Genomic DNA, 19,527 nt, shown 5'->3' with positions numbered 1-19,527 from the left:
CCCTAAAGATGAGGTCAGAAGAAGATCAAGGGAAGGTTTTATGGGGCCGCAGGCCCCAAACCCCGTTACACGTCCATTGACTACCGCACCGCAAAAGCGCAATGAACCCCAATGACGAAGTTTTCAGATCTGGGCCTGGGCGCCGAAGTGCTCAAGGCGATTGCCGAGACGGGGTATGATACCCCCACGGCCATCCAAGAACAGGCGATTCCTATCGCCCTCACCGGCCTCGACGTCCTGGGCATTGCCCAGACCGGCACCGGTAAAACCGCCGCCTTCACCCTGCCAATGATCGAGCGCCTGGCCGCCGGCCGCTCCAAAGCCCGCATGCCGCGCTCAATCGTCCTGGCTCCAACGCGCGAACTGGCCGACCAGGTCGCCGAGGCGTTCGAGAAGTATGCAAAGTATCACAAGCTCAACTGGGCCCTGCTGATCGGCGGTGTCTCGATGGCCGACCAGGTCGCCAAACTCGACAAGGGCGTTGACGTGCTGATTTGCACGCCCGGTCGTCTGCTTGACCTGTTTGAGCGCTCCAAGGTCCTGCTGACCGGAGTCCAGATCATGGTGGTCGACGAAGCCGACCGCATGCTCGATATGGGTTTCATCCCCGACATTGAACGTATTTTCAAGTTGACGCCGCCGAACCGCCAGACCCTGTTCTTCTCGGCGACCATGCCACCGGAAATCACCCGGCTTACCAGCCAGTTCCTGCGCAACCCGGTCCGCATCGAGGTGTCGCGCCCGGCCTCAACCAACGAGAACATCAGCCAGTACGTCCTGCGTATCCCGCATAAGGACGTGCGCGCTAAGCGCATAGCCCTGCGCGCCCTGCTCAAGACCCTGACCATCAAGAACGGTATCGTGTTCTGCAATCGCAAGACCGATGTCGATATCGTCGCCAAGTCACTGATCAGCCATGGTTTCAATGCCGCCCCGATCCACGGCGACCTCGACCAGGCGCTGCGCATGAAGACGCTCGACTCGTTCCGCAAGGGCGACCTGACCCTGTTGGTGGCCTCGGATGTGGCCGCGCGCGGTCTCGATATCCCTGACGTCGGGCAGATCTTCAACTTCGATGTTCCGCACCACGCTGACGACTATGTTCACCGTATTGGCCGCACCGGCCGGGCGGGCCGCTCGGGCGATGCCTATCTCCTGCTGTCTCAGGCCGACGAAAAGAATTACGACAAGGTCGTCAAGCTGATCAAAAAAGATCCGGCGGTCCTGGAACTTGACATCGATTACAGTGCCTTGGACGAATCACCGCGCCCGGCAAAACGCGAAAGCAGTCGCCCAAGGGCACGCAGCGACCGCGATTACGCACCCAAGGGCAAGCGTGACACGGTCGCGTCCTATGAACCGGTGGAAAAAGCGGTCGCAGAGCCCAGAAAAGAAGCGCCCGCTACCGCTCCGGCGAAGGCTGAAATCAGGCCCGAAAAGCCGTCTCGTCGCGAAAAAACGTCAGAAAAATCAAATGATAAAGCCAAGGTCGATAGTCCGTTTGGCGATCACATGCCCGCCTTTCTTCTGCGTCCGGTTACCATAAAAGCGGATTCATGACGAAAAGTACCCGCCGTTAACCGCCTGTCAGAACAATTTCTCTAAAGTCTCCCTGTCACGAGATAAGTGACCCTGTAAGGGACGCCAGAGGGATTGATGAGCAACGATATAGAAATCAGCGTCAGAAGCCCCGCCGCCTATGCTTTGGCGGCAGAAGCTCTGCGACTGATGCAAGACCACGGCGTGTGGCCAACTCCGCTCAACTACGAACTTTGGCTGCATGTTGCCGGTGACCCCGACGGCGCCCTGGCCCAGGAAATCTACCGTCTGATCGCGGCGGGCGAAACCATTTCCGAAGAAATCTCAGAAAGCCTGGCGGCCAAGTTCATCTCCCGCCTCAAACTGAACGACGAAGTTCGCGACGCCGGCCTAAAGCTGACGCGCGAATTGGCCTCGATCACCGAAGTCATTGTCGAAGCCCAGAAGGCCCAAAAGCACTACGGCGAAACGCTCGAAGGCGCCAAAAAGACGATGAGCGCCGTCGATACGGCCGCCCTGAAGGGTCTGATCGACAGCCTGACCACCGCGACCACCCAGGTCCTCACCCAGCACAGCGTGCTGGAAGGCCGCCTGTCGGAATCCTCTCGCGAAGTCACCCGCCTGCGCAAACATCTGGATCAGGTGCGAATGGAGGCCATGACCGATGCCTTGACCAACCTGGCTAACCGCAAGGCCTTTGACGAAGCGCTCGACGCCCACTGCGACAGCGACGACGTCACCAGACCGCTAACCCTGGCCGTTATCGATATCGACCATTTCAAGCGCTTCAATGACACCTGGGGCCACCAGACCGGCGATCAGGTCCTGCGCTATGTCGCCTCGGTCCTGGCGCGTATTGGCCGTCCGCCGCGTTTGGCCGCACGTTATGGCGGCGAGGAATTCGGTCTGCTGTTCCCGGGTGAAACCGCGAACACGGTGGAACGCCTGCTTAACGAGGCCCGGACCGAAATCGCATCACGCGTCCTCAAGCGCCGCTCGACCAACGAAGACCTGGGTACCGTCACCATCTCGGCTGGCATTGCCCAGCGCACCCACGGCGAAGACTCATTCGACCTGCTCGATCGTGCGGACAAGGCCCTCTACCTGTCCAAGAACAACGGCCGCAACAAGGTCACCGTCGCCGAGGGCGAGACGCGCGGTTCCAACGCCGCCTGATCACCATTATTTCAGGTCTTGACTCAGAGTTTGAACAATGTTCAAACTCACCTCTGCCTCGAGGCCTCATTTCATGAACAGTTTTCTTTTTTCCATCGCCTATTGGTTCCTGTCAGTAGTCTATGGCATGACTGCGCTGTTCCTGACCGTCTTCCCTGGCCGTAAGCCGGTGGGCTGGGTCATCAGGCGTTATACCCGCCGCATGGTCCAGGCGATGGATATCTTCGCCGGGATCAAGCTGGAGGTCCGCGGCAAGGCGCGCCTGCCCGCCGGGCCAGTCATCTTTGCCTGCAAGCACCACAGCTGGGGTGACGGCTACTGCATCTATTCGCAGTTCGGCGACCTGGCCTTCGTCACCGGCGACCATCTTGAGAAATTTCCGCTGATGGGCACCTTGCTGCAAAAGCTGGGAGCCATTGTCGTCAATAACTGCGGCGGCCACGAAGCGCGCAAGAACCTGGCCTCGCGCTCGGCCGACGCCGCGAAAGACGGCCGCAGCATCCTGATCTACCCCGAAGGCCACCTCAATGCACCAGGTACCTACCGCAGGTATCGTTCGGGCGTTTGGCACATGATGACCAATTTCAACATGCCGGTCGTGCCGGTGGCCACGAACCTGGGTCTGTTCTGGCAGGAAGAACACTATAAGAAAACGCCTGGTACCGCGGTGCTGGAATTCCTCGATCCAATTGAGCCCGGCATGGACAAGAACGCCTTCCTGGACCTGCTGCGCGACCAGATCGAAACGCGATCGCAGCAGCTGATCGCCGAGGCGACTGGAGCCCCCTTCCAGGCGTCCGTATTGGTAGAAAAGTAAAGCGCGCTGAATCTAAAACACAATACCGGCGCGACGCATCTGGTTCATCTGTCGATACGCCGATACGCAGGTGCAAGCACAACGCCTTACGACGAGGGAACTGGACCGCTATGTGTTTTGATAACATCGAAAAAGCAGCTCTGAGTTTTTCGTTTTCTCGCGCAGCTTTTCCGAAAAGTGGTGTCCACTTTATCGGATTGATCTCTGACTTTTTGTCTGGTCGTGCAGTTTAGCCGATCGTGCCGCACAAATTATTGGATTTCGCTCAAAAACGCCACCTGGACCTCGATCTCTATGTCATCACTTGCATTAAACAAGCGATCAACTTGTACCCAGGTCGCGGCGGGATAGGCATCACCGGTGTAAAACAGTTTGCGCACCGCAATGGCGGCCTTCACAGCCTCGATATCGCGCGTATATATGGTTTCCTTAACGACAGCCCTACTATTCAGGCCATGGGCCGTCAGGATCTCGCCGATTTTTCGATAACAATCGGCCATTTGCTCGGCCATGGTGGCGCCCTGCCCCACAACCCCGGAAACATACAACGTGTCGCCATGGCGAACCGCGGCTGCGTAGCCGATTTCCTTTTCCCAGGGGTGCCTATAGTCGCGCTGAATCTCGGCATAGGCAGGCATCGCCAGGAGCATGGCGGCCAGCGTGATCAATCTCAAACGCATACCCGCCTCCTTTGCATGTCCGCAGCATGACATGACATAGTCCCGGGCGACGCGCAACGTCGCCCGGGACCTGCCGAGGTCAGTTGCGGATGCGGAAGGTCAGACCGTAGGTCCGCGGAGCGCCTTCGATGAAGGTCGGGATGCCGACCCCGTCGCCGGTATTGCCAGCATCCTTCAGGTAGTTCTTGTCGGTCGCGTTGTCGACGAACAATTCCAGCTTCCAGCGCGCATTGTCCGGCGCGTAGCCGAAGCGCAGGTTTAGCAGGCCATAAGCCTTCTGGACCTCGTCTTGTTTCGCATCGTTGAGATCGTTGTCGTCGTCAAAAAAGATTTCCGACTGCCAGCTGTAGGTCGGGGTGACCGTCCACACCGCGCCGCCACTGTTGCGGACGAAATGCGCCCCCAGCGACAGCTTGTGGTCCGGATTGAGACGGAAGCTGTTGCCTTCATAGAGGCCGTTGCCGAAGCGGGCGTGGCTGTAGGCATAGCTCGCGAACAGGTCGAAGCCGGGACGCGCGCGGAAGCGGGTCTGGGTTTCGACACCGTAAGCATTGGCTTCACCGGCGCTGCGTTCTTCGAAGGTGGTTGGACCGGTTTGGACCGTGGTGCGGAAGTTCTGGTAGTCGTAATTGTAGACGGCGCTGTCCCAGATCAGGCGACCATTCATCAGACGGGACTTGACCCCCAGTTCAACGCTGTCAACCGTTTCCGCTGCAGCTTCGGTAAACCTCGGCGCGCCGCCGGGCAGAGACGGGGCGCTTCCGGAGAAGGTCTTTGGTTGACGGCCTGTGGCGAAGGACAGATAGGTCGAGACCTGCGGGCTGAATTCATAACGTCCGGCCAGGCGCCAGGTGACGCCATCATCCTCGAATGGCTTGTCGATACGGCCGTTCGTCGGCTGGACCGTCAGGCCCAGCGGCAGGGCCAGGGCGCCGCCGAACTGCGCCTGGAAATACCCCTGTTGCTGCAAAGCTGAAGGTGGGAAACCGTTTGTCAGAAAGAACTGCGTCGCCCAGGCCGTGGTCGCTGCATTGGCCACTTGCAGGGCAGCCAGGCCAGAGTTGTCTGAAACTTCAGCGCGGTAACCGCTGGTCTTGTCGTCCTGGGTATAGCGGACGCCGAGGCTGAGCTCGAACTTCGGCGTGAACCGGTAGGTCAGGTCGCCAAAGACGTCCGTCGAGGTCGTGTCGCCAAAATTGGTATAGGCTTCGCGATGGTTGGCTTTCAGGAAGCTGACGAACGGAGCATAGGAGGTGGCGCCCAGGCCAGCGCGAATCTGGGCGCTGGTCGCCGGTTGCGCTGGATTGAGCAGATTGTTGAGCAAGGCCAGATAGCCCAGTTCGTCGATCTGCAACGGCACATGCTGCGAGCCATGTTCGTCGAAATAGCTGGCGCCGGCAAACCACGACAAACGATCGCCGTCATAGTTCAGGCGGATTTCCTGCGACGCCTGACGTGCCTTGGCGTCCTCAGCTGCGGTCAGAAGACCGAGGGAGAAGCCATCAGCATCAAACACTTCGCTGGAATTGAAGCGGCGCACCGCCGTCGTCGAGGTCAGGCTAAAGGCTGGCGACAGGCGATAGGTCATCAGCAGGGTTGTGCCTTCGACTGTGCGGTCCAATCCCAGTTCGCGGCCGCCCTTGAAGCCGTCGGTGGCAACCAAAGCTGCGCCGGTGAAGGGACTGGTATCGCCCAGGACCTGGCCCGTCGTCGGGTCGGTCGGCACAAAGGTGCCCGACTTGAAGCCGGTGCCACTATTGCCGTCCTGCTGGAAATTGTAGATCAGATCGAGGTTGAACGCCTCGGTCGGCTGCCAGTTGAACGAGATACGCGCGGCATCGGTGTCCAGGCTGTTGAAGGCCTCGCCGCCCAGCAGGTTCTCGGTATAGCCATCGCGGCTCTTGGTGCGGCCGGCGACACGCACGGCCGCGGTGTCGCCGAGCGGCAGGTTGATCATGGCGTCGAACTGGCGGTAGTCAAGGCTTCCCAGGCTAAGCGCGGCGCTGGCGGCGAACGCCGTCGGGTTCGCCTTGGCCTGTATGATGTTGACGGCTCCGATCAGGGCGCCACGGCCAAACAGGGTCGATTGCGGCCCCTTGGCGATTTCGACGCGGTTCAGGTCGAACAGCTCGACATAGGAACCGCGCGACCGCGAGATCGACACGCCATCCTGAAAGACCGATACGCGCGTTTCACCGACCGATTCACCGGAATCCGACGTAATGCCGCGGATCACGAAGCCGGGATTGTTCGGCGATTGGTCCTGGACCTCGAAGCCCGGCACGAAGCGCGACAGCTGGGCGAAGTCGTTGATGCCGACCTCATCCATGAAGCTTTGCGACACCGCCGTTACCGCCACCGGCACCTTGAACTGCGCCTGGCTGCGCTTTTGCGTGGTGATGATCACCTCGATCGGCTGCTCTTGCGCGGTCAAAGCAGCGTCTTGCGAAGCGTCCTGAGCCTGGACGGAGGTGGCGGCAGCGACGGCGACAAGGCTGGCCGCGGCCATCAGCCACGGACGGAAGGCGGAAACATGCATGATCAAACCCCATGGGACAAGACGTGCCTTACGCGCACGTCATCGCCATCAGCGCTAGGCGTCCGTCATGACGGGGTGATTGCAGAGATGTGAAGCTTCGATGTCAATCGGCCTATACCAACAGATTGTGTCCCGCGGGTTACTCAGCGACCGGCTTGATGGTGACGCTTTCGCCGCAGCCACAGGCGTCGGTCTCGTTCGGATTCTTGAACACGAATTTCGACGCCAGCTTGGTGGTCTCATAATCGATGACCGTGCCGACCAGATACAGGACGGCCTTCGGGTCGATCAGCACGGTGACGCCCTTGTCGGTCACAACCTCGTCGAGCGGGCTAATCGCGTCAGCGTAGGACAGGACATACTCCTGGCCGGCACAGCCGCCTTGCTTTACGCCGACGCGCAGGCCGGCATAGGTGTTGTCGGCGCGGGCCATGATCGCCTTGACCTGGTCGGCAGCAGCATCGGTCAGGGTAACGACGGCCGGGCGTGGACGGCGGGGACGCAGGGTAAGGGTTGGTTGGATTTCCATGATCAGAACATATTCAGTTGAAGCTTGGCTTCATCGCTCATTCGCGAGGAATCCCAGGGTGGTTCGAAAACCAGGTTGACCTCGGCCGAGGCGACGCCCTTGACGCCGGTTACGGCCTGTTCGACCCAGCCCGGCATTTCCCCGGCCACTGGGCAACCCGGCGCGGTGAGGGTCATGTCGACGACAACATGGCGTTCATCGGAGACGTCGACGCGGTAGATCAGTCCCAGTTCGTAGATGTCGACCGGAATTTCCGGGTCGTACACCGACTTGAAGGCAGTAATCAGTTCATCGGTCAGCCGTTCCAGCTCGGCCTGTTCCAGAGCCTGCGGTTGATTGGCCCCCATATCGTCGAGGCTAAACAGGTCCTGGGTCGGGGTTGCGTCGTCACTCATACGAAAATCGCTTTCAGGCGAAGAAGGATTGGGCCTTCTCGACAGCTTCGGCCAGCGTGTCGATCTCGGCTTGGGTATTATATAGGGCGATGGAGGCGCGAACGGTAGAGGTCACGCCCAAACGGGTCATCAACGGCTCGGCGCAGTGGGTGCCTGCGCGCACAGCGACATTATAACGGTCCAGGATCTGCGCCACGTCGTGGGCATGGGCCTGGCCCAGCGAAAAGGTCAGGATCGAGCCCTTGCCCGGCGCCGTGCCATGGACGCGCAGACTATTGATCTGGGTCAGGCGATCATAGGCACGCTGATACAGGGCGTGTTCATGGGCCTCGACCTCGGCGCGGTCGAACTGGTTCAGCCAGTCGATGGCGGCTTTCAGGCCGATGACCTCCAGGATAGCGGGCGTACCGGCTTCGAAGCGGTGCGGCGGTTCGTTCCAGGTGATCTCTTCTTTTGTAACACGGCCGATCATCTCGCCGCCGCCCTGCCATGGCGGCATGTCATGCAGCAGTTCGGACTTGGCGTACAGCACGCCCAGCCCGGTGGGGCCGTACAGCTTGTGCGCCGAGAAGACATAGAAGTCGGCATCGATCGCCTTGACGTCGACCTTGAGGTGCACGACGCCCTGGGCGCCATCGATCATCACTTTCGCGCCGATGGCATGGGATTTAGCGACGATATCGGCGACAGGATTGATGGTCCCCAGCACATTCGACATGTGGGTGACGGCAACGATCTTGACCTTGGGAGTGAGAACCGCGTCAAACGCCGCCATGTCGAGGCTGCCGTCATCCAGCATGGGCACGTAGCGCAGCACCGCGCCACGGCGCTTGGCCAACATGTACCACGGCACGATGTTGGCGTGGTGCTCCATCTCGGTCGTCAGGATCTCGTCGCCGGCCTGCAGCCGATCGCCCCAGCTATTGGCCACCAGGTTGACCGCTTCGGTCGCCGACTTGGTGAAGACAATCTCATTCGTTTCCGCGCCGATGAAGCTCGCCACGGTCTCGCGGCCGGCCTCGTAGGCGTCGGTGACCTCGTTGGCCATACGGTACAGGCCACGGTGCACATTGGCATAGGAATGTCGCATGGCGTGCGACATCGCCTCGATCACGGTTTCCGGCTTTTGCGCCGAGGCGCCACTGTCGAGATAGACCAGAGGCTTGTTGTTGATCACACGGCCCAGAATCGGAAAATCGCCGCGGGCCTTTTCGACATCAAACGGCATGAAAATTCTCCCCCGCCCCTTCGAGGAATTCCAATACTTTTCCGCGGATTTCCTCGTCTTCAATGCCATCGGCAACCGGTAGCACGAAAGCATGGGTCAGTAGGCCGCGCGCCGTCGCTTCATCCATGCCTCGGGCTTGGCAAAAGAACAGCGATTCTTCGTCCAGTGCACCGATCGTATTTCCATGGGCGCATTGGACGTCGTCGGCATAGATTTCCAACTCCGGCTTTGCACGGATGTGCGCGCCATCGTTCAGTATCAGTGCCTGGTGGCGCATGCGGGCGTCGGTGCCATCGGCGCCACGTTCGACCAGAATGCGTCCTTGAAATACAGCCGTGGCCTGATCCTTGACCAAGCCGCGGATAGTCTGGCTGGTGGTACCGTTGATCTCGGCATGGGTTACACGTGTGGTCATGTCGAAATGGCGCTTGTCTTTCAGCAAATAGGCGCCGTCGAGAACCACCTCAGCGCCATGGCCCGCATGGCGAACGTGGGTTTCGAAGCGCTGGAACTTCGCGCCAGTTGAGAAAACGTATTGTTTAAATACGCTGTTAGGCGAGGTCTCAACAGTTGATCGCCGAATGGATATCGCGGCGGCCGGCTCGTTCAGAATGACGATCCGGATCAGATGAGCACCTTCTTCCAAGTAAAAATGCAAGGCTGTGTTCCCGACATAAGTACATTCGCGATGTACTTCCGGCGCGATACCAAAGTCATAGACCTCGAAAATGCAGACCTTGCGGCCCGCTTCGATCCGGACATGCCCTTCGCCCTGGTGCCCTAGGATGGCTTTAGGATATCCCCAACTGATGTATGTAAGATGAGCTCTGTCAGCAAGATTCGCCAGTATCTTTGGAGTCTGGCTGAAACCACCGTTGACGATAACCGCATTGCCATCGGCTTGCTGAGGCGGCAGAGCGTCCCAATCCAACTCTACCGGCGCGAACCGTTCCGGCGCCTCGCGCAGCAAACGCGACAAATCTGAGTATTTCCACTCCTCGTCGCGGCGCGTTGGGTAGGACGACGGATCAAAGATATCAAGGGGCGTCAGAGCGTTCACGCCGCAACTCCCAGATATTCGTCATAGCCGCGCGCTTCCAGTTCCAGCGCCAGTTCCGGACCGCCCGACTTGACGATGCGGCCAGCGACCAGGACGTGGACCTGGTCAGGTTTGATATGGTCCAACAGGCGCTGGTAGTGGGTGATGACCAACATGCCGCGATCAGGCGAACGCAGGGCATTGACGCCATCCGACACGACCTTCAGCGCATCGATATCGAGGCCGGAATCGGTTTCGTCAAGGATCAGGAACTTTGGTTCCAGCATGGCCATCTGCAGCACCTCCATGCGCTTCTTCTCGCCGCCGGAAAAACCAACATTGAGCGGCCGCTTGAGCATGTCCATGTCGATCTTCAGCGACTTGGCGATCTCGCGCATCCGGCGCAGGAAATCCGGCGCGGACACTTCGTCTTCGCCACGCAGTTTCTTTTGTGCATTCAATGCGGTGCGGAGGAAAGTTAAGGCCGGAACGCCGGGAATTTCGAGAGGATACTGGAAGGACAGGTAAAGGCCAGCGGCAGCGCGTTCGTGGACATCCTTGTCCAGCAGGTCCTCGCCGTTGAAGGTGGCGGTGCCGCTGATGACGTTGTAGTTCGGACGGCCGGCCAGGGCGTAGCCCAGGGTCGACTTGCCAGCGCCGTTGGGACCCATGATGGCATGGACCTCGCCATTGGGCACGGCCAGGCTAAGGCCCTTCAGGATGGTCTTGGTGTCAACAGAGACAGTGAGGTTTTGTATGGAAAGCAATGCAATTCGCCTTGGTTGCTAGGTCATTTTATCGGCTTTATCGCCGAAAGGGCCAGGTTTCGGTTTTATCTGCAAAGTTCGTCTTCGCGCGCATATTGCTCTGACTCCAGCCGTTCTTCGAAATCGACGACGTCCGCCTCCGAATAACCATGCCGGCCTGCGCGAGAGAGCAGTTCGGAATGTTGCCAGGCACATTCCCGTGCATACCACCACCGGCTGAGAAACAGGCCTCCCACCGTCAACAGAAAACCAGCAACGGCAACGGCTATGGCATTCAGCTCAGCCTCGGGGCGCCAAATGTTGAAAGCGAGACCCAAGCCTATGCAGACAGGAAGGCCGACAACATACTCAAAGATAGATCTGGCAGTCCTATGCTGCCAGCGCGGGCGCGGACCGCCGACAATGCTTTCAAGGCTGGGACGCGAACCTTCGGTCATCCCACACTTCCTTCCAAACTGATGGCGACCAGTTTCTGGGCTTCGACGGCGAATTCCATGGGCAGTTCCTGCAATACCTCGCGAACAAAGCCGTTGACCAGCAGGGCTACAGCCTCTTCCTGGCTCAGGCCGCGCTGCATGGCGTAGAACAACTGGTCCTCGCTCAGACGCGTCGTCGTCGCTTCATGCTCGAACTGCGCCTTCGCCGTATCCGATTCGACATAGGGCACGGTGTGGGCAGCGCAGGTCTTGCCAATCAGCAGGCTATCGCATTGGGTGAAGTTGCGCGCACCCGTTGCCTTGGCGTGGGCCGAGACAAGGCCGCGATAGGTGTTGGACGAACGGCCCGCCGACACGCCCTTGGAGATGATACGCGAGCGGGTGTTCTTGCCCAGGTGGATCATCTTGGTGCCGGTATCGGCCTGTTGCGCGCCATTGGTGACAGCTATCGAGTAGAACTCACCGACGCTGTCGTCGCCACGCAGGATGCAGGACGGGTATTTCCACGTGACGGCCGACCCGGTCTCGACCTGGGTCCACGATACCTTCGAACGGGCGCCGCGGCAGTCAGCACGCTTGGTGACGAAGTTGTAGATCCCGCCCTTGCCCTCGGCGTCGCCGGGGTACCAGTTCTGCACCGTCGAATATTTGATATTGGCGTCGTCCAGAGCGACCAGTTCAACCACGGCGGCGTGAAGCTGGTTTTCGTCGCGTTGGGGCGCCGTGCAGCCTTCCAGATAGGAGACATAGGCGCCCTTGTCGGCGATGATCAGGGTGCGTTCGAACTGGCCGGTGTTTTCGGCATTGATGCGGAAATAGGTCGACAGCTCCATCGGACAGCGCACGCCCGGCGGGACATAGACAAACGATCCGTCGGAAAAAACCGCTGCGTTCAGGGCAGCGAAATAGTTGTCCGACACCGGCACGACGGTGCCGAGATATTGACGTACCAGTTCAGGATGTTCGCGCAAGGCCTCGGAAATAGAACAGAAAATGACGCCATATTTCTTCAGTTCATCCTTGAAGGTCGTGACAACCGACACCGAATCGAAGACAGCATCGACAGCGTATTTTGGCGCGCCTTCAACCCCGGCAAGGACCATCTGCTCCCGAAGCGGGATACCGAGCTTTTCGTAGGTCTTGAGGATTTCCGGGTCGATCTCGTCCAGCGACTTGGGCCCAACCTTCTTTTTCGGCGCGGCGTAGTAGTACAGATCCTGGTAATTGACCCGGGTGTAGTTGACCTTCGCCCAGTCGGGTTCTTCCATGGTCAGCCAACGCTCGAACGCCGCCAGACGCATCTCCAGCATCCATTCGGGCTCGTTCTTCTTAGCCGAAATGAAGCGCACGATGTCGGCGTTCAACCCCTTGGGGGCGAACTCCATCTCGATATCGGTGACGAAGCCATGCTCATAGGTTTCGAGCTTGGCGACCGTCTCGATGGTTTCCTTGACCGCGGCCATTACGCCATTTCCTTTGCGTGACGCTTTAAATACACTTCGTATCCTTTTGACCAGACGTCATAAAAACGCTGCCAGTCCTCTGCCTGGGTCGTCCAACCGGCCGACACCCGCAACACCTTGTCGGCCAGATCCGGCCGGCCCATGGCAGATACCACGCGACTCGACTTGACCTTGCCCGACGAACAGGCCGATCCCGATGAAACGTAGACGCCGGCCATGTCCAAGTGGATCAGTTGCAGGTTCGACGCCCAGTAGGGCTGCGCCAGGCACAGCACGCCCGGGACGCGAGGCGCGTTGGCTCCCAGAACGGTGATACCCAGAATCTGCAGAGCCGCTTCGACCATGGCTTGGGCGCGGCTTACGTCCTCGCAGACCGGCCGGCAAGCCTTTGCGGCCGCAGCGAAAGCAGCGATGCCGGGAACATTCTCGGTGCCGGCGCGCAAGCCCAACTCCTGACCTCCGCCGAAGGTCCGGGCTTTCACAGTACGATCACGGTCGTAGACCAGGGCGCCGACGCCCTGGCCACCGCCGACCTTGTGTGAACTAATCGCTAAGGAGTCGGCGCCAAGCTTTTGAAAATCAAGCTCTATCTTTCCCAGGGCCTGGACGGCATCGACATGCAGCCAACCGTCGCGGGCATGAACCACCTCTGCTGCCCGGGCAATGTCATTGATGACGCCGATTTCGTTATTGGCCAGCATGATGCAAACGAAAGGTCGTCCGTCGCGCGCCAACAGGCTTTCCAGAGCAACCAGGTCGACCTGTCCGTCCGCCGTCAGAGGCGCGACCACCGCACCCGTCACCGCGCCGTAGACGCTGTCATGCTCACCGGCCGACACCACGACATAGTCGAATTCTCTGGCCTGCTCCAGAGCCAGGGCATTGGCTTCGGTGCCGCCGGAGGTAAAGACCAGGCCAGCGCCGATACCGCCGATAGCACCCAGGACATCCGACCGAGCGTCTTCCAGCACAACCTTGGCCTTGCGGCCGGCGGCATGGATGGACGATGGATTGCCCCCCAGTTCCGACGCACGCAAAAACGCCTCGCGCGCCTGAGGGCGCAGCGGCGACGTTGCAGCGTGATCGAGGTAGAGGGTCATCAGGCTTCCTGCAATTGCGGCGGCCGAACCGGTTCCGGCGTGGTGATTTGTACCTTCTTACGGGTACGTTTACGCACGACGTCTTCGAGCGATACCTGTGACAAATAGTCATGGATGGCGACGCCGAGATCTTCCCAGAGATTGTGCGTCAAACAGCGTTGACCGCCGGGCATACAGCCGATTTCGAGCGCCGCCTGATCCTTTCCCAGGCGCTTGTTGGCGCCCAGCTTGTTGGAGGTCAGTTCGCAGCGCGTCGCCTTGATCGGCTCGTCGACCGCCAGAACGATTTCCGAAACGAACAAGCGCTCGGCGCCGCGCGACAGCGAGTAGCCGCCACCCGGACCGCGGGCGCTCTTGACCAGCCCGGCCTTGCGCAGGCGGGCGAACAGTTGCTCGAGATAGGACAGCGAAATCTGTTGCCGTTCGGAGATCTCCGACAGCGAAATCGGCCGCCCCACCTGACCGTTCAGCGCAAGGTCGGTCATGGCCATGACTGCATAGCGTCCCTTGGTGGATAAGCGCATCGGCTACCTTCGCGGAATTCTTGCAAAAACCTGCGCAAAGACAAATCTTTGTGCTAAGAGGCGCGGCAAGGGCGCGCCATGAGGCCTTAGGGTGAATTTAATAATTCCGACTAAATTAGTCAAGAATTATGGTGTGCGCTGCGAAATATTTTGAATTTACAAGGTGATTGCATGCCTGAAGTCATCCTGGCGGGAGCCGCCGGACGCATCGAAGCCCGATACAGCGCCGGCAAGACAGAGAACGCGCCGATCGCCCTGATTCTGCATCCGCACCCCAAGGCTGGCGGGCACATGAACAATCCGGTCACGGTGCAATTGTTCCACCTGTTCATGACGCGCGGCTTCTCTGTCCTGCGCTTTAACTTCCGCGGCGTGCAAAAGTCCCAGGGTGAGTTCGACGCAGGGATTGGCGAGTTAGCCGACGCCGCCACCGCACTCGACTGGCTGCAGGCCAAGAACCCGACCGCGGCGCAGTTCTGGGTCGCCGGCTACGACTTCGGCGCCTATATTGGCATGCAACTGCTGATGCGCCGGCCGGAAACCGACGGCTTCATCTCGGTGTCGCCGCCGACCAATGCCTATGATTTCAGTTTTCTGGCGCCCTGCCCGGCTTCGGGAATGTTCCTGCATGGCGGCAATGACAGCATTGTGCCGACCTCAGAGGTCGATCGCGTCGTCGCCAAACTGCGCACCCAGAAGGGCATCACCATCGACCATGAGGTCGTGCCGGACGCAAACCACTTCTGGACAGAGCAGTTAAGTGAGGTCGAGCGTCATGTCGGCAGCTATATCGACCGTCGCATGGCCGGCCACGCCGAGTGATCTTAGGCGCTGACGTTCATCGATGACGTGATTCCACTTTTCGCGGCATCGAACAAGCTGACTGTTCAGGTCACCAGATAAGGTCAGAATGCTGTTCTGCCGGGACAGGGTCAAGTCCACTGTCATCTGACCGGCGTCGCCGACATCGCTGTATGAGCCCGCGAGCTTGTTATGGCCAGCCGTGATCAAAGTCTGGCTGTGGCTCCATTTTCCTTGGAAAGCTGCGGGGATACCATCGGCCAGTGCCGCAACGGGTGCGGGCGACGCGGCGAACGCAGTCGCCCGGATTCATGAACTATCCCCTCAAAAAACCACAACATAGCCGGCGCTGAAGAGCATAACCGCAATTCAATTCACGCCGTAGACCAAAAACTGTTCAAACTTGCCGTCCTTGGTGACATAGACGCTCAAGCGCAGATCCTTGCCATTTTCCATGCGAATACGATAGCTGCGCGCCTCCATGCCGCCGCGGTTCGACGATCGCGCCAGGGTGAACTGCAGCGGCCCGCCCATGGTCCCAAGATTCTGACGATGGTCGGCCAGGGCCCGGTCGGTCAGGAAATCGTTGAAGTTGTCAGTAAATACGGCGCGGTCTGCCTCGCCCTTTTGCAGCCCTTCGAACGCCGCCAGGACCTTGGCGTCGACGCCCTGCTGCGGCAGCAGGATATAGGCAATACGGTCAGCGATGTCGGTGTGGGCCGAACCCGTCATGGTGTTGGTCAGAACCACGATCGCCACGCCGTCTTCGAGATAGATACGGTTTTCGGTCAGATAACCGGCACCCTCGCCGCCATGATTGACCAGAGTCCGGCCATTGGCCTTGGCGACGAACCAGCCCATGCCATAGCCGGTGTCCTTGCCATTGTTCAGCTTGACCGTCTGAATCTGGATGTCGTGGCCCGTCGGTGACAACAGCGACCGCCGGATCAGGGTCAGGTCCCACCTGGCGACGTCCTCCGCCGTCAGGGCCAGGGGCCAAGAGGCGTAGGGCCAGCCACGGCCGGCTTTCGGTGTCAAACGGTTCGGACCCAGCCCCTGGCGCTGATAACCCAGGGCGTCAGGCGCCTTCAGGTCGACCGCCGAAGCATCAAGGCCGTCGGTGATCCCGGCCGGTTTGAAGATGTGTTCCTCGATGAATTTGTACAGCGGCTTGCCGGAAACCTCTTCGACGATCTGGCCGGCAACGACGTAGCCGGTATTGGAATATTGCCAGTCCTCGCCCGGCTGATAGTCAAGCGGTGCCTTGGCGAACTGGTCCAAGATGGCGCGCGGCGTGGTCTGGCCCTGGACCGACGGCATGACATAGTCCTGTGGCCAGTAATCCGAATAGCCAGACGTATGGCTGAGCAGTTGGCGGATCGTGATGTCGCCGGACTGGGTCAAGTCCGGGAACCATTTCGCCACCTTGTCTTCCATCGACAGCTTGCCCTCGTCGACCAGCAACATTACGGCTGCCGCGGTGAAGGCCTTCGACACCGAGGCGATCTGATAGCGAGACGCCGTGGTCGCCGGCACATCCGGCCCGATCTGAGCCAGGCCATAGGCTTTGGAAAAGGCGATCTTGCCCTTTTCGACAACGGCAATCTGGGCCGAGGGCGTCTGGTTGGCGTCCATTGCCTGCTTTACGATCAGGTCTATCCTGGCCGATTGCTCCGGCGTGACCGCCAGCGCGGATCCGGAAGCCACCAGCAGCGCTAAGGCCGCACCCAAACCCAAAAACGACTTGCCGACCATGGAAACCTCCCCAGACCTGTATCCGTCGTGACTACCACGGCGGCCGGGCGCCTCCAAGACGGCGTTGGATTACAAATGTGTCACGGGCAGTTGGCGCGAACACCGCCCACATTGCCAGCGATACGTCAAGCGACCGACTGGTTCCGCCCCCTCGGCGAGGAGATCACGCCCCCTGTCAGCGGCTCCGGCGCCGAGGTCGTGCCCGGGAAGGAAATGGGCAGACCACGCAGTGACCGCGCCGCCATATAAGCAAAGGCTTCCGCCTCGACCGCTCCGCCACGCCAGCCCAAATCCTCGGCCAAGACAACGCGGGCCGGCGAAAGCGCCTCCGCTATGCATCGCACCAAGTGGGCATTGTGACGGCCACCGCCGGCCAGGATGACCGTCTGCGGCCTGGCGCCGACCGAAGCAATCCCGGCGAGCAGGCTTTGCAGGGTGAAGGCTGACAGGGTCGCCATGCCGTCCTCGATGGTCATCCCCTGGACCCGTTCCAACGTAAAGTCATAGCGATCAAGCGACTTCGGCGGGGACGCCGCAAAAAAAGGATGGCCCATATAGGCGGCGACCATAGCCTCGTTGACCGAACCCGAGGCCGCCAGTTGGCCTTCATGGTCAAAGTCGCCACGGCCGTGCTGGCGCATCCACTGGTCCATCAGCCCGTTGGCAGGACCTGTATCCAGCGCCGTGAGGTTCAGGTCCTCGTCGACAAGGGTGATATTGGCGACGCCACCCAGATTGACTAACACAACGGGCAGGTCCAGCCCTGCCTTGCGGACCAGGGCGCGGTGATAGACGGGGGCCAAAGGCGCACCTTCCCCACCGGCGGCGACATCGGCCTGACGAAAGTCGCTGACAACAGTAACGCCGGTGGCGTCAGCAAAAGCCTGGCCATCGAACAGTTGCACGGTGCGGCCCTTGCGACCTGGCTGGGGGCGTTCGTGGAGGACCGTCTGGCCGTGGACGCCCAAGACGTCGAAGTCCTTGAAACCCAGGCCGTTTTGACGCAGGAAATAATCTGCCGCCTCAAGATGAAATCCGACCAGAACCCGGCGAGCTTCCTCGAACACGGGCGGTTCGGCAGCGCCGCGCGGCCAGGCCAGGGCGGCGCGCACGGCGTTTTCCAGCACATCGCGCACCCGCGGCGGCATGGCGTTTTCAGCCCAAGGCCCAAAGGTTTCGATCGCCTCACCATCGGTTTCCAGAATCGCCAGGTCGATGCCGTCGAGCGACGTCCCGGTCATAAACCCCAACACTTTCATGATTTTCTCCACGCCTGACTTGACGCCGGACGGTGCTTTCGTCACACACCGTTCTTTCTTTCAAACCGATACTGCACGCAAATCATGACCGAGCCAAGTTTCAAATCCGAATTCCTGCGCACCCTCCAGGCGCGCGGTTTCATCCACCAGTGCACCGACGCCGAGGCGCTGGACAGCCTGGCGGCCAAGGGCATGATTACGGCCTATATCGGCTTCGACGCCACGGCTTCGTCGTTGCACGCCGGCAGCCTGGTCCAGATCATGATGCTGCGCTGGCTGCAAAAGACCGGTCACAAGCCGATCGTTCTGATGGGCGGAGGCACGACCAAGGTTGGCGACCCGTCGGGCAAGGACACCCAGCGCCAGATGCTGACCGACGACAAGATTTCGGAAAACCTGAATGGCATCAAACAGGTCTTCACGAAATTTCTTGAGTTCGGTGAAGACGGCAACCAGGCGATAATGGTCAATAACGACGATTGGTTGTCGGGCTACGGCTATATCGAATTCCTGCGGATGTTCGGGACGCACTTTACCATCAACCGCATGATGACCTTTGATTCGGTCAAGCTGCGGCTGGAACGCGAACAGCCCCTGACCTTCCTGGAATTCAACTACATGCTGATGCAGGCGGTCGATTTCCGGGAACTGAACGAGCGTCACGGCTGCATCCTGCAGATGGGCGGCTCGGACCAGTGGGGCAACATCATCAACGGTGTCGAACTGACCCGCCGCATGGGTGCAGATACGCGTTCAATCAGCGATGTCGTTAGCCCAGAAAAATCTGGCGCGCATGCCTTCGGGCTGACCACGCCGTTGCTGACCACAGCATCGGGCGCCAAGATGGGTAAGACTGCCTCGGGCGCGGTGTGGCTGAATGCCGACCTGCTGTCACCCTACGACTACTGGCAGTACTGGCGCAACGCCGAGGACAAGGATGTCGGCCGGTTCCTGCGCCTGTTTACCGAACTGCCTCTGGACGAGATCGCTCGTCTGGAAGCGCTGCAAGGCGCCGAGATCAACGACGCCAAGAAGGTGCTGGCTGACGAAGCCACGAAGCTGCTGCACGGTGATGAAGCGGCGGCAACAGCGCGTGATACGGCTCAGAAGGCGTTCGAGCAGGGCGTAATGTCGGCTGACATGCCGACGGTCGAGATAGAGCGGGTGGTATTGGATGAGGGAATCATGCTGGCGGCCCTGGCGACCAAGATCGGCCTGACAGCGTCGAACGGCGAAGCCCGCCGCCTTGCCCTGGGCGGTGGCTTGCGGGTAAACGATGTCGCGATCAGCGACGGCAATCAACTGGTGACGGCGGCCGACCTGACGGCCGACGGCGTCATCAAGGTGTCCCAAGGGAAAAAGAAGATACTTCTGGTCAAGCCGGTATAGTCGTTCTCCGGAGTTTATACCTATCAACGAAAAGATTGACACATCGACAGTAGGGAGACCCCTCCGCCTCGACGCGCTTCGCCCTTTGGG

The 19,527-nt window shown here is 60.0% G+C and carries 18 protein-coding genes; 5 read left to right on the top strand and 13 right to left on the bottom strand.

The genetic code is table 11. The features are described 5' to 3' along the window. Positions 1-111: 111 nt before the first annotated feature. The 3 genes from ABAC402_RS29930 (at position 112) to ABAC402_RS29920 (ending at position 3,532) form a co-directional block, all read left to right on the top strand. Positions 112-1,560, top strand: a complete 1,449-nt coding sequence (locus tag ABAC402_RS29930) for a DEAD/DEAH box helicase (protein WP_023449440.1) — start codon at positions 112-114, stop codon at positions 1,558-1,560. A gap of 96 nt (positions 1,561-1,656) precedes the next feature. After that, positions 1,657-2,715, top strand: coding sequence for a GGDEF domain-containing protein (locus tag ABAC402_RS29925; protein ID WP_023449439.1), 1,059 nt, complete (start codon positions 1,657-1,659; stop codon positions 2,713-2,715). A gap of 73 nt (positions 2,716-2,788) precedes the next feature. Continuing rightward, complete coding sequence (locus ABAC402_RS29920) at positions 2,789-3,532, top strand: 1-acyl-sn-glycerol-3-phosphate acyltransferase (RefSeq protein ID WP_023449438.1); 744 nt, start codon at positions 2,789-2,791, stop codon at positions 3,530-3,532. A 251-nt stretch (positions 3,533-3,783) separates the two neighbouring features. On the opposite strand, the gene ABAC402_RS29915 is transcribed toward ABAC402_RS29920, so the two are convergent. The 11 genes from ABAC402_RS29915 to ABAC402_RS29865 form a co-directional block, all read right to left on the bottom strand. Then, entirely contained in the window at positions 3,784-4,200 is a 417-nt protein-coding gene (locus tag ABAC402_RS29915; protein ID WP_162148518.1) for a RidA family protein, read from the bottom strand. 91 nt (positions 4,201-4,291) lie between these two features. Beyond that, the gene (locus ABAC402_RS29910; RefSeq protein ID WP_023449436.1) at positions 4,292-6,751 is read right to left on the bottom strand and encodes a TonB-dependent receptor; all 2,460 of its coding nucleotides are present in this window, start codon (positions 6,749-6,751) and stop codon (positions 4,292-4,294) included. Between the two features lie 139 nt (positions 6,752-6,890). Next, the gene (locus ABAC402_RS29905) at positions 6,891-7,280 is read right to left on the bottom strand and encodes an iron-sulfur cluster assembly accessory protein (RefSeq protein WP_023449435.1); all 390 of its coding nucleotides are present in this window, start codon (positions 7,278-7,280) and stop codon (positions 6,891-6,893) included. 2 nt (positions 7,281-7,282) lie between these two features. After that, the gene (locus tag ABAC402_RS29900) at positions 7,283-7,675 is read right to left on the bottom strand and encodes an SUF system Fe-S cluster assembly protein (RefSeq protein ID WP_023449434.1); all 393 of its coding nucleotides are present in this window, start codon (positions 7,673-7,675) and stop codon (positions 7,283-7,285) included. 13 nt (positions 7,676-7,688) lie between these two features. Further along, positions 7,689-8,903, bottom strand: a complete 1,215-nt coding sequence (locus tag ABAC402_RS29895; protein ID WP_023449433.1) for an aminotransferase class V-fold PLP-dependent enzyme — start codon at positions 8,901-8,903, stop codon at positions 7,689-7,691. After that, positions 8,893-9,963: a Fe-S cluster assembly protein SufD gene (gene sufD / locus ABAC402_RS29890; protein WP_023449432.1), complete on the bottom strand. Its 1,071-nt coding sequence runs from the start codon at positions 9,961-9,963 to the stop codon at positions 8,893-8,895. The genes ABAC402_RS29895 and sufD overlap by 11 nt, the downstream gene beginning before the upstream one ends. Beyond that, entirely contained in the window at positions 9,960-10,709 is a 750-nt protein-coding gene (sufC, locus tag ABAC402_RS29885; RefSeq protein ID WP_023449431.1) for a Fe-S cluster assembly ATPase SufC, read from the bottom strand. Before sufC ends, sufD begins: the two co-directional genes overlap by 4 nt. 65 nt (positions 10,710-10,774) lie before the next feature. After that, the gene (locus tag ABAC402_RS29880) at positions 10,775-11,146 is read right to left on the bottom strand and encodes a hypothetical protein (RefSeq protein ID WP_023449430.1); all 372 of its coding nucleotides are present in this window, start codon (positions 11,144-11,146) and stop codon (positions 10,775-10,777) included. Beyond that, positions 11,143-12,609 carry a Fe-S cluster assembly protein SufB gene (gene sufB / locus ABAC402_RS29875; RefSeq protein WP_023449429.1) on the bottom strand — a complete coding sequence of 489 codons (1,467 nt, stop codon included), beginning with the start codon at positions 12,607-12,609 and terminating at the stop codon, positions 11,143-11,145. Before sufB ends, ABAC402_RS29880 begins: the two co-directional genes overlap by 4 nt. Continuing rightward, on the bottom strand, positions 12,609-13,709 hold the full coding sequence (locus ABAC402_RS29870) for a cysteine desulfurase family protein (protein WP_023449428.1): 1,101 nt from the start codon (positions 13,707-13,709) through the stop codon (positions 12,609-12,611). Before ABAC402_RS29870 ends, sufB begins: the two co-directional genes overlap by 1 nt. Beyond that, positions 13,709-14,233 (bottom strand): Rrf2 family transcriptional regulator, encoded by a 525-nt coding sequence (locus ABAC402_RS29865; protein WP_023449427.1) that lies wholly within the window; start codon positions 14,231-14,233, stop codon positions 13,709-13,711. The genes ABAC402_RS29870 and ABAC402_RS29865 overlap by 1 nt, the downstream gene beginning before the upstream one ends. A 171-nt stretch (positions 14,234-14,404) precedes the next feature. On the opposite strand from ABAC402_RS29865, the gene ABAC402_RS29860 reads away from it, so the two are divergent. Next, on the top strand, positions 14,405-15,055 hold the full coding sequence (locus ABAC402_RS29860) for an alpha/beta hydrolase (protein ID WP_023449426.1): 651 nt from the start codon (positions 14,405-14,407) through the stop codon (positions 15,053-15,055). A gap of 348 nt (positions 15,056-15,403) precedes the next feature. Here the strand turns inward: ABAC402_RS29860 and ABAC402_RS29855 are convergent, their stop codons facing one another. Beyond that, the gene (locus ABAC402_RS29855) at positions 15,404-16,789 is read right to left on the bottom strand and encodes a serine hydrolase (RefSeq protein ID WP_023449425.1); all 1,386 of its coding nucleotides are present in this window, start codon (positions 16,787-16,789) and stop codon (positions 15,404-15,406) included. Positions 16,790-16,914: 125 nt separating this feature from the next. Then, the gene (locus ABAC402_RS29850; RefSeq protein WP_031235545.1) at positions 16,915-18,048 is read right to left on the bottom strand and encodes an anhydro-N-acetylmuramic acid kinase; all 1,134 of its coding nucleotides are present in this window, start codon (positions 18,046-18,048) and stop codon (positions 16,915-16,917) included. 84 nt (positions 18,049-18,132) lie between these two features. On the opposite strand from ABAC402_RS29850, the gene tyrS reads away from it, so the two are divergent. Further along, positions 18,133-19,437 (top strand): tyrosine--tRNA ligase, encoded by a 1,305-nt coding sequence (tyrS, locus tag ABAC402_RS29845; protein WP_023449423.1) that lies wholly within the window; start codon positions 18,133-18,135, stop codon positions 19,435-19,437. Positions 19,438-19,527 lie beyond the last annotated feature (90 nt).

This window comes from Asticcacaulis sp. AC402 (genome assembly GCF_000495835.1).
GTDB lineage: Bacteria > Pseudomonadota > Alphaproteobacteria > Caulobacterales > Caulobacteraceae > Asticcacaulis.
Note: the sequence above shows the minus strand (reverse complement) of the source record. Positions and strands in the feature narration are given on the sequence as shown.

Excerpts from the sequence above, each read along its gene's own strand:
- ABAC402_RS29930 (WP_023449440.1), top strand. The coding sequence starts at position 112 with ATGACGAAGTTTTCAGATCTGGGCCTGGGCGCCGAAGTGCTCAAGGCG.
- ABAC402_RS29925 (WP_023449439.1), top strand. The coding sequence starts at position 1,657 with ATGAGCAACGATATAGAAATCAGCGTCAGAAGCCCCGCCGCCTATGCT.
- ABAC402_RS29920 (WP_023449438.1), top strand. The coding sequence starts at position 2,789 with ATGAACAGTTTTCTTTTTTCCATCGCCTATTGGTTCCTGTCAGTAGTC.
- ABAC402_RS29910 (WP_023449436.1), bottom strand. The coding sequence starts at position 6,751 with ATGCATGTTTCCGCCTTCCGTCCGTGGCTGATGGCCGCGGCCAGCCTT.
- ABAC402_RS29905 (WP_023449435.1), bottom strand. The coding sequence starts at position 7,280 with ATGGAAATCCAACCAACCCTTACCCTGCGTCCCCGCCGTCCACGCCCG.
- ABAC402_RS29900 (WP_023449434.1), bottom strand. The coding sequence starts at position 7,675 with ATGAGTGACGACGCAACCCCGACCCAGGACCTGTTTAGCCTCGACGAT.
- ABAC402_RS29895 (WP_023449433.1), bottom strand. The coding sequence starts at position 8,903 with ATGCCGTTTGATGTCGAAAAGGCCCGCGGCGATTTTCCGATTCTGGGC.
- ABAC402_RS29880 (WP_023449430.1), bottom strand. The coding sequence starts at position 11,146 with ATGACCGAAGGTTCGCGTCCCAGCCTTGAAAGCATTGTCGGCGGTCCG.
- sufB (WP_023449429.1), bottom strand. The coding sequence starts at position 12,609 with ATGGCCGCGGTCAAGGAAACCATCGAGACGGTCGCCAAGCTCGAAACC.
- ABAC402_RS29870 (WP_023449428.1), bottom strand. The coding sequence starts at position 13,709 with ATGACCCTCTACCTCGATCACGCTGCAACGTCGCCGCTGCGCCCTCAG.
- ABAC402_RS29865 (WP_023449427.1), bottom strand. The coding sequence starts at position 14,233 with ATGCGCTTATCCACCAAGGGACGCTATGCAGTCATGGCCATGACCGAC.
- ABAC402_RS29860 (WP_023449426.1), top strand. The coding sequence starts at position 14,405 with ATGCCTGAAGTCATCCTGGCGGGAGCCGCCGGACGCATCGAAGCCCGA.
- ABAC402_RS29855 (WP_023449425.1), bottom strand. The coding sequence starts at position 16,789 with ATGGTCGGCAAGTCGTTTTTGGGTTTGGGTGCGGCCTTAGCGCTGCTG.
- ABAC402_RS29850 (WP_031235545.1), bottom strand. The coding sequence starts at position 18,048 with ATGAAAGTGTTGGGGTTTATGACCGGGACGTCGCTCGACGGCATCGAC.
- tyrS (WP_023449423.1), top strand. The coding sequence starts at position 18,133 with ATGACCGAGCCAAGTTTCAAATCCGAATTCCTGCGCACCCTCCAGGCG.